The organism is Streptomyces sp. NPDC059524, from assembly GCF_042749255.1.
Taxonomy (GTDB): Bacteria; Actinomycetota; Actinomycetes; order Streptomycetales; family Streptomycetaceae; genus Streptomyces; species Streptomyces xanthii.
The window spans coordinates 63,269-72,191 of record NZ_JBHYTK010000007.1 but is presented as its reverse complement, the minus strand read 5'-3'; the positions used below and the strand labels follow the sequence as shown (position 1 = coordinate 72,191).

The 8,923-nt window shown below is 72.2% G+C and carries 8 protein-coding genes; 7 read left to right on the top strand and 1 reads right to left on the bottom strand.

Translation table 11 applies throughout. The features are described from left to right. Positions 1-109 precede the first annotated feature (109 nt). From ACFW9D_RS03380 to ACFW9D_RS03350, 7 genes are all read left to right on the top strand, one after another. Complete coding sequence (locus ACFW9D_RS03380; RefSeq protein ID WP_384617212.1) at positions 110-1,132, top strand: AraC family transcriptional regulator; 1,023 nt, start codon at positions 110-112, stop codon at positions 1,130-1,132. Between the two features lie 211 nt (positions 1,133-1,343). Beyond that, complete coding sequence (locus tag ACFW9D_RS03375; RefSeq protein ID WP_384617209.1) at positions 1,344-2,402, top strand: 3-keto-5-aminohexanoate cleavage protein; 1,059 nt, start codon at positions 1,344-1,346, stop codon at positions 2,400-2,402. 25 nt (positions 2,403-2,427) lie between these two features. Further along, entirely contained in the window at positions 2,428-3,399 is a 972-nt protein-coding gene (locus tag ACFW9D_RS03370; protein WP_384617207.1) for a quinone oxidoreductase family protein, read from the top strand. 11 nt (positions 3,400-3,410) lie between these two features. Continuing rightward, positions 3,411-4,292, top strand: coding sequence for a TauD/TfdA family dioxygenase (locus ACFW9D_RS03365; protein WP_188335339.1), 882 nt, complete (start codon positions 3,411-3,413; stop codon positions 4,290-4,292). Beyond that, positions 4,276-5,565, top strand: a complete 1,290-nt coding sequence (locus ACFW9D_RS03360) for an MFS transporter (RefSeq protein ID WP_384617204.1) — start codon at positions 4,276-4,278, stop codon at positions 5,563-5,565. Before ACFW9D_RS03365 ends, ACFW9D_RS03360 begins: the two co-directional genes overlap by 17 nt. Continuing rightward, positions 5,562-6,164, top strand: a complete 603-nt coding sequence (locus ACFW9D_RS03355; protein WP_384617201.1) for an RBBP9/YdeN family alpha/beta hydrolase — start codon at positions 5,562-5,564, stop codon at positions 6,162-6,164. Before ACFW9D_RS03360 ends, ACFW9D_RS03355 begins: the two co-directional genes overlap by 4 nt. Further along, on the top strand, positions 6,161-8,128 hold the full coding sequence (locus ACFW9D_RS03350; protein ID WP_384617199.1) for an acetoacetate--CoA ligase: 1,968 nt from the start codon (positions 6,161-6,163) through the stop codon (positions 8,126-8,128). The genes ACFW9D_RS03355 and ACFW9D_RS03350 overlap by 4 nt, the downstream gene beginning before the upstream one ends. Here ACFW9D_RS03350 and ACFW9D_RS03345 read toward each other — a convergent pair. Beyond that, positions 8,101-8,886 carry an SAM-dependent methyltransferase gene (locus tag ACFW9D_RS03345; protein WP_188335336.1) on the bottom strand — a complete coding sequence of 262 codons (786 nt, stop codon included), beginning with the start codon at positions 8,884-8,886 and terminating at the stop codon, positions 8,101-8,103. The genes ACFW9D_RS03350 and ACFW9D_RS03345 overlap by 28 nt on opposite strands. Between the last annotated feature and the right edge of the window lie 37 nt (positions 8,887-8,923).

Below are 8,923 nucleotides of genomic sequence, written 5' to 3'. Positions count from 1 at the left end.
CTCCACCCCCCCCGGCGGACTTCCACTCTATGGCGGCCCCCCGCCCCCCCCCGGCGCGCCGCCCCCGGGCCGCAGGACCGAGATCCAGGACCGAGCCCCGGAGCGCCCGATGAAGCCCCTGGTCCGCAACGCCGCGCTGAGCAGCTACGTCGAGCTCGGCCAGTCCGTCGGCATCGACCCGCGAGCCCTCATGAAAAGAGTGGGCCTCGACCCCGTGGGCCTCGCCGCCCAGGACCGCTGGGTGTCGGGCGACGCCGTCACCCGACTCCTCGAACTCTCCGCCGCCACCGCCCGCCGCGAGGACTTCGGGCTGCTCCTCGCCGAGCGGCGCCGCTTCGCCAACCTCGGCCCCATCAGCCTGGTCCTGCGCGAGGAACCCGACGTGCGCAGCGCCCTCGCCCTCCTGGTGCGCCACGAGCGCATGTACAACGAGATGCTCCGCAGCCGCCTCACCGAGGCCGCCGGTCTCGCCACGGTGCGGGTCGGTCTCGAACTCGGCGAGTTCCACGAGTCGCGCCAGGCCGTCGAGCTGGCCGTCGGCACGTTCATCGGTTTCCTGCGCGAGTTCCTCGGCCCGCGCTGGCAGCCCGTCTCCGTGTGCTTCACCCATGCCGCACCCCGGGACCTCACCACCCATCGCCGACTCCTGGGCCCTGTGGTCGAGTTCGACCGGGAGTTCACCGGCATCGTCCTCTACGCCTCCGAGCTCGACACCCCGAACAAGCTCTCCGACCCGCTCCTGCGCGACTACGCCCGCCAGTACTTCGAGTCCCTCGCCGTCACCACGGACACGACGGAACTGGACCGGGTCCGCGAACTCATCGAGGTGCTGCTGCCCACCGGGCGCTGCTCCGTCGAACAGGTGGCGGGCAGCCTCGGCGTCGACCGCAGGACCGTTCACCGGCACCTCGCCACGACCGGCGAGACCTTCTCCGGACTCGTCAACGCCACCCGCACCCAACTCGCCGAGCAGCTCGTCGCCAACCCGAGCCGCTCGCTCACCGAGATCTCCGGCCTCCTCGGCTTCTCCGCGCCGAGCGCCTTCTCCCGCTGGTTCCGCGAGCAGTTCGGCACCAGCGCCCGGGACTGGCGCGCCCGGCACACGGCAGGCGCCGACCCGTCCGCCGACTGAGCCTGTCCCTGACCTGTCCCGAACCTGTCCCGAACGGGCAAGTCTTGTGTCTCCACGGGTGAAGCGCGGCCGGTAACCCGCTCTTAACGTGGCGGTACCGCGAGCGACACCGAAGCAGTCACCACCCGGTGTCCCCGCCTCCACCACGCGTCGGGCCCGGCCGCGACCGTTTCCGGCGCCACCGCCCGCCGCCCCGTTCCAGGAGACAGCCATGCACTTCCTCGACGACTCCCTGCTGCCCGAGAACCAGGAGAAGCTGGTCATCCAGGCCGCTCCCTACGGCCCCGAGTGGCTGCCCGGCGACGCCGACGACCTGCCCCTGACCATGGACGAGCACGTCCAGGCCGCCGTCGACTGCTACAACGCGGGCGCCACCGTGCTCCACATCCACGTCCGCGAACTCGACGGACACGGCTCCAAGCGCATGTCCAAGTTCAACGAGCTCATCGGCCGGCTGCGCGAGGCCGTGCCCGACATGGTCCTGCAGATCGGCGGATCCATCTCCTTCGCCCCCGAGGACGAGGGCTCCGAGGCCAAGTGGCTCAGCTACGACACCCGCCACCTGCTCGCCGATCTCGACCCGCGCCCCGACCAGGTGACCATCGCCATCAACACCAGCCAGATGAACATCGTCGAGATCATGACCGACGACGACCTGGCCGGCACTTCGATCGCCAAGCCCGACTACTACAAGGCCTACCGCGACATGGTCGTCGAGGCGGGCCCCGACTTCTACCTCGAACACCTGCGGCGGCTGCGGGGCAACGGCATCCAGCCGCACTTCCAACTCGCCACCCTGGCCCAGCTGGAGACCGTCGAACGCCTCATCCGCAGCGGCGAGTACACCGGCCCGCTCGTCCTCAACTACGTGGCGATCGGCGGCGGTTTCGCCGGCCGCCACCCCGCCGACCTCATCGAGTTCGTGCGCCGCGTCCCCGACGGCGCCGTCCTCACCATCGAGTCCTCCATGCGCGCCGTCGCCCCCATGAACGCCATCGCGATCGCCCTCGGCGTCCACGTCCGCGTCGGCAACGAGGACAACCTGTGGGCCCGCAAGGGCGAGCGGATGAGCTCCGTGCGCCAGGTCGAGCAGATGACACAGATCGCGCACACCCTCGGCCGCGACGTCGCCACCGGCGCCGAGGCCAAGGAGATCTACCACATCGGCGAGTACTACACGGACACCGACGAGACCCTCGCCCGGCTCGGCATGGTCCCCAACCGGCGCCCCGGGCAGCGCGGCTTCATGCTCCGCGACACCCCCCGCTGACCCGCCGGACCCAGGGAGAACCCCCATGGCCCACGCCATCCGCTTCCACGAGACCGGCGGCCCCGAGGTCCTGCGCCTCGAGAGCGTCACCGTCGGCGACCCCGGACCCGGCCAGGTCCGCGTCCGGCACAAGGCCGTCGGCCTCAACTTCGCCGACACCTACTTCCGTACGGGCCTGTACCCGGCCCCGCTCCCCGCGGGCCTCGGCGTCGAGGCCGCCGGCGTCGTCGAAGCCGTCGGACCCGGCGTCACCCACCTCGGCCCCGGCGACCGCGTCACCTACACCGGCAGCCCGCTCGGCGCCTACAGCACCGCCCGCGTCATGGACGCCGGACCCCTGATCAAGCTGCCCGACGGCATCGACTGCGAGACCGCCGCCGCGATGACGATGCGCGGCCTCACCGCCTCCTACCTGCTGCGCCGCATCCACCCCCTGAAGCCCGGCGACACGATCCTGCTGCACGCCGCGGCCGGCGGCGTCGGCCTCATCGTCTGCCAGTGGGCCAAGCTCCTCGGCCTCACCGTCATCGGCACCGTCTCCACCGAGGAGAAGGCCGCCCTCGCCCGCGCCCATGGCTGCGACCACACCGTCCTGTACCGCAAGGAGGACGTCGCCGAACGCGTGCGGGAGATCACCGGCGGCGAGGGCGTCCCGCTCGTCCTCGACAGCATCGGCAAGGACACCGTCGAGGGGTCGATGGCCTCGCTGCGCCGCCGCGGACTCCTCGTCTGCTTCGGCACCGCCTCCGGCGTCCCGCCCCTCGACGCGATGAAACTCGCCGTCCACGGCTCCCTGTTCGTGACCCGCCCGGCCCTCGCCGACTACATCGCGGACCCCGCCGAACGCGACGCGCTCGCCGGTGAACTCTTCGACCACGTCACCGAAGGCCGTATTCGTATCCGCATCGACCAGCGCTACGCACTGACGGACGCGGTGGCCGCCCACCGCGCCCTGGAGTCCGGTCTCACGACCGGCTCCTCCGTCCTGATCCCCTGAGGAGCGCGCACATGACGCAGACGCCCACCGCCGTCCGCACCCGGATCGACGCGGAGCCCCTGACCTGCACCCTCGGCGCCCAACTGCACGGCGTCCAGCTCGCGGACGCCGTCCACGACGACGCCCTGTTCGCCGAGATCAGGCAGCTCCTGCTCCGCCACAAGGTGCTCTTCCTGCGCGACCAGAACCTCAGCCGCGCCGACCACGTCGCCTTCGCCTCCCGCCTCGGCCCGCTGGAGGACCACCCCGTCCTCGGCAGCGACCCCGACCACCCGGGACTCGTCCGCATCTACAAGGACCTCGACAGCAAGCCCGAGCACTACGAGAACGCCCTGCACTGCGACGCCACCTGGCGCGAACGCCCGCCCATGGGTGCCGTCCTGCGCTGCGTCGAGACCCCCGAGGTCGGCGGCGACACCATCTGGGTCGACATGGCCGAGGCCTACCGCCGACTCCCCGAGCACATCCGCACCCAGATCGCCGGCCTGCGCGCCCGCCACAGCATCGAGGCCAGCTTCGGCGCCGTGATGCCGCCGGAGGAACGCCACCGGCTCAAGGAACGCTATCCGGACCCCGAACACCCGGTGGTGCGCACCCACCCCGAGACCGGCGAGAAGATCCTCTTCGTCAACGCCTTCACCACCCACTTCGTCAACCACCACACCCCCGAGAACGTGCGCTTCGGCCAGGACCACGCCCCCGGCGCCAACCTCCTGATGAACTACCTGATCAGCCAGGCCGCCGTCCCCGAGTACCAGGTCCGCTGGCGCTGGACGCCCGACAGTGTCGCCATCTGGGACAACCGCTCCACCCAGCACTACGCGGTCCAGGACTACTGGCCCGCCGTCCGCAAGATGGAGCGCGCCGGGATCGCCGGTGACCGGCCCGAGTGAGCGGAGGACCCGCGGCTACGCGTGGGTCGTGTTCGGCCTCAGCTTCGGCCTGCTGCTCTCCGACTACATGTCGCGGCAGGTCCTCAACGCGGTGTTCCCGCTGCTGAAGGCCGAGTGGATGCTCTCCGACGCCCAACTGGGCTCGCTGAGCGGGATCGTCGCCCTCATGGTCGGCGTGCTCACCTTCCCCCTGTCCCTGCTCGCCGACCGCTGGGGCCGCGTCCGCAGCCTCGTCCTCGCCGCCGTCGTGTGGAGCCTCGCGACCCTGGGCTGCGCCGTCGCCGCGAGCTACGGCCAGATGTTCCTCGGCCGGTTCATGGTCGGCGTCGGCGAGGCCGCCTACGGCAGCGTCGGTGTCGCCGTCGTGATCAGCGTGTTCCCCGCGACCCTGCGGGCCACGCTGTCCGGCGCCTTCATCGCCGGCGGCGCCTTCGGCTCCGTCCTCGGCGTCTCCATCGGCGGCGTCATCGCCCAACACCTCGGCTGGCGCTGGACGTTCGCGATCATGGGTCTGTTCGGCCTCGTCCTCGCCGCCGTCTACAGCGTGGTCGTCACCGAACGCCGACTGGCCCGCGCCTGCCGAGAACAGGGCAACCCGCCGGGCGCGCAGGGCCCCGTCCGCTCCCTCCTGCCCCGCCTCTTCTCCTCGGTGTCCGTACGCTGCGCCTACATCGGCAGCGGACTGCAGATGTTCCTGGCCATGTCCCTGCTCGCCTGGATGCCCAGCTACCTCGACCGCTCCTACGGCCTGTCCACCGACAAGGCCGGACTCGTCGCCGGAATCTTCGCCCTCATCACCGGCATCGGCATGATCGGCGGCGGCCTCGTCAGCGACCGGCTCGGCCGCCGGGGCGTCCGGCACAAGTGGACCCTCGCGGTCCTGTGCAGCACCGGATCCCTCGTCCTGCTCGGGATCGGCTTCCAACTCCCCACAGGGATCGGCCAGTTGCTGCTCATCGGCGGCGGAACCCTGCTCTCCAACGCCACCGCGGGACCCGCCGCCGCCATGGTGGTGAGCCTGACCCCGCCCGCCGTCGTCGCCACCTCGATGGCGACCCTCACCCTGGCCAACAGCCTGATCGGCCTCGCGCCCGGACCCGCCGTCACCGGCATGCTCGCCGACCACATCGGACTGCACGCCGCACTCGGCGTCATCCCGTTCGTCTCCCTCGGCGCCGCCCTGGCCTTCGCCCTCGGCCGCCGCCACTACGCCGCGGACCTCCTCCCGGCCGCCCCGGCCGCACCCCGTACGAAGACGGAGCTCCCCACATGACCCCCGATCCGACGACCGCTCCCACGGTCGTGTTCGTCCCCGGACTGCGCGACCACGTCCCCGACCACTGGCAGACCCGCCTCGCCGCCCGCATCCCCGGATCGGTGACCGTCCCGCCGCTCACCGAGGCACGGCTCAGCCGCGCCGCCCAGGTCGCCGCCCTCGACGCCGCGGTGACCTCGGTCGCCGGGCCCGTCGTCCTCGTGGCCCACAGCGCCGGCGTCCACACCACCGTCCACTGGGCCCTCACCCACGACGACCGCCCGGTCCTCGGCGCCCTGCTCGCCACCCCGCCCGACTTCGACACCCCGCTGCCCGAAGGCCACCCCGACCCGGAGACCCTGCGCGCCCACGGCTGGCTGCCCGTCGCCCGCGCCCGGCTGCCCTTCCCCGTCATCGTCGCCGCCAGCACGAACGACCCCCTGGCCCGCCCCGAGAAGGTCGCCGCCCTGGCCGCCGACTGGGGCGGCCGCCTCGTCGGCATCGGCCCCGTCGGCCACCTCAACCCCGCCTCGGGCCACGGAGAATGGCCCCAGGCCGCCCGGCTCCTCGAAGAGCTCGGCTGCCCCGCCCCCACCGGACGGGAGGCCGTGAAGTGACCGCGGCGGACTCCAACATCGCCGACTTCCAGGCCTGGCTGCGCCGCGAACGCGGGCTCGCCCACGCCGACTACGCCGCCCTGTGGCGCTGGAGCACCGACGACCTGCCCGCCTTCTGGTCCGCCGTGTGGGAGTACTACGGCCTGGACCGCGTCAGCCCCTACGAGGAGGTGCTCGCGGACGCGACGATGCCCGGCGCGTCCTGGTTCACCGGCGCCCACCTCAACTTCGCCCGGCAGTGCCTGACCCGCTCCGACGCCACCCGGCCCGCCGTCATCGCCGTCTCCGAGACCGGCGCGCCCGAACACCTCTCCTGGGAGCGGCTGCGCGCCGAGGTCGCGGGCGTCGCCGCCGGACTGCGCGACCTCGGCGTCGGACCCGGCGATTGCGTCGCCGGCTACCTGCCGAACGTGCCGCACGCCGTCGTCGCGCTCCTCGCCACCGCCGCCGTCGGCGCCACCTGGACCGTCTGCTCCCCGGACTTCGGCACCGCAGGCGTCCTCGACCGATTGCGCCAGGCCGCACCGAAGGTGCTGTTCTCCGCCGACGGCTACCGCCACGGCGGCAAGGAGTACGACCGGCGGCCCCAGACCGCCGAACTCCTCGCCGGGCTGCCCACCGTCCGCCATCTCGTCGCCGTCGACCGCCTCCACAGGTCCGCCACCGGACCGGCCTGGTCGGACCGGAAGGACGTGACCCAGCACCCGTGGCCCTCCCTCGCCGGCCGCGACGCCCCGCTCGTCTTCGCCGACGTCCGCTTCGACCACCCGCTGTGGATCCTGTGGTCCTCCGGCACCACCGGCGTCCCCAAAGGCATCGTCCACGGCCACGGCGGCATCGTCGTCGAACTGCTCAAGGCGCTCGGCCTCGGCGTCGGCCTGCGCCCCGACGACCGCTACCTCTTCCACACCTCCACCAGTTGGATGGTCTGGAACTTCATGGTCGCCGGACTCCTCCACGGGAGCACGATCGTCCTCTACGACGGCAGCCCCACCCACCCCGACATAGACGGAGTCTGGCGCATCGCCGAGCGCGCCGGCGCCACCGTCGTCGGTGTCGGGGCCGCCTATCTCACCGCGGGCGAGAAGGCGGGCGCCCACCCGGCCCGCGACCTCGGCCTCGGCGCCCTGCGCACCGTCCTGCAGACCGGCTCGGCCATGCCCGACAGCACCTGGCACTGGGTCCGCGACAGGCTCGCGCCCGGCGCCCGGCTCCAGTCGATCTGCGGCGGCACCGACATCTGCTCCGTCCTCGCCGGCGACTCGGCCCTGCTGCCCGAACACACCGGGCGGCTCTCCGGACCGGCCCTCGGCGTCGCCCTCGACGCCTGGGACCCGGACGGCAGGCCGGTCGTGGGCGAGCAGGGCGAGCTCGTCGTCACCGCCCCACTGCCCTCGATGCCGCTCCACTTCCTCGGCGACACGGACCACCGCCGCTACCGGGCCGGGTACTTCGACGTGTACCCGGGCGTCTGGCGGCACGGCGACTGGATCACCCTGCACCCCGACCTGTCCGTCGAGGTCGCCGGACGCTCCGACGCCACCCTCAACCGCATGGGCGTGCGCATGGGCTCCGCCGACCTGTACGCCGTCGTCGAACGGCTGCCGCGCGTCGCCGACAGCCTCGTCATCGGCGCCGAACTCCCGGGCGGCGGCTACGCGATGCCCCTGTTCGTCGTGCCCGCGCCCGGCGAGTCCTTCGACGACGACCTCCGCGACGAGATCGTCGCCGCGATCCGCCGACACCTCTCACCGCGGCACGTTCCCGACGTGATCGTCCCCGTCGAGGCCGTGCCCCGCACCCTCACCGGCAAGAAACTGGAGGTGCCCGTCAAACGCATCCTCCAGGGCGCCCGCGCCGCCGACGTCGTCGCCGAGGGTACGGTGACCCGCCCCGACCTGCTGCCCTGGTTCGCGGAGTTCGCCGCGAGGTCCGGCTACGGAACGCGCGCCACGCCCACGTAGAAACCGCTCAGCTCCTCGGCCGGCGCGGGCTCGGACCGGTACCACTTCGTCGCGGTCACCAGTCCGGGCTCGACCAGCTCCAGGCCCTCGAAGAACGGCTCGACCTCGGCGCGGGTGCGCATCCGCAGCGGGATCTCGCCCTTGCGGTACGTGTTCTTCACCGAGCTCGCCAGGTGCGGGTGCTCGTCGGTGGTGCCGTGGGAGAGGACCAGGTAGCTGCCGGAGGGGAGGGCGTCGACGAGCGTGCGCGTCAGGCCGTACGGGTCCTCGTCGTCCGTGATGAAGTGCATCAGCGCGATCATCGACAGGGCGATCGGCCGCTCGAAGTCGAGGAACGTACGGGCGTGGTCGAGGATGCCCCGCGGGTCACGGACGTCGGCCTCGATGTAGTCCGTGGCCCCCTCCGCGCTGCTCACGAGGAGCGCCTCCGCGTGCCGCAGCACGATCGGGTCGTTGTCCGTGTACGCGACCCGGGCCGACGGCACGATCTTCTGCACGATCTGGTGCAGGTTCGGCTTCGTCGGGATGCCGGTGCCGATGTCGAGGAACTGGTCGATGCCGCTCTGCGCGAGCCACGCGGCGGCGCGGTGCATGAAGGCGCGGTTGCGCATCGCGTTGTTCCGCGCCTCGGCGGGCAGCTTCTCCGCCACTTCCTGGTCGACCGGGTAGTTGTCCTTGCCGCCCAGGAGCCAGTCGTAGACACGGGCCGGGTGGGGCTTGCTCGTGTCGATACGGCTCGGCGAAGACGGTGCCGTCATGTCGGACTCCAGCGTGTACTCGGACGGTGAAGGACCC

Bases quoted from the DNA above. Each gene is read 5' to 3' on its own strand.
- ACFW9D_RS03380 (WP_384617212.1), top strand. From the start codon at position 110: ATGAAGCCCCTGGTCCGCAACGCCGCGCTGAGCAGCTACGTCGAGCTC.
- ACFW9D_RS03375 (WP_384617209.1), top strand. From the start codon at position 1,344: ATGCACTTCCTCGACGACTCCCTGCTGCCCGAGAACCAGGAGAAGCTG.
- ACFW9D_RS03370 (WP_384617207.1), top strand. From the start codon at position 2,428: ATGGCCCACGCCATCCGCTTCCACGAGACCGGCGGCCCCGAGGTCCTG.
- ACFW9D_RS03365 (WP_188335339.1), top strand. From the start codon at position 3,411: ATGACGCAGACGCCCACCGCCGTCCGCACCCGGATCGACGCGGAGCCC.
- ACFW9D_RS03355 (WP_384617201.1), top strand. From the start codon at position 5,562: ATGACCCCCGATCCGACGACCGCTCCCACGGTCGTGTTCGTCCCCGGA.
- ACFW9D_RS03345 (WP_188335336.1), bottom strand. From the start codon at position 8,886: ATGACGGCACCGTCTTCGCCGAGCCGTATCGACACGAGCAAGCCCCAC.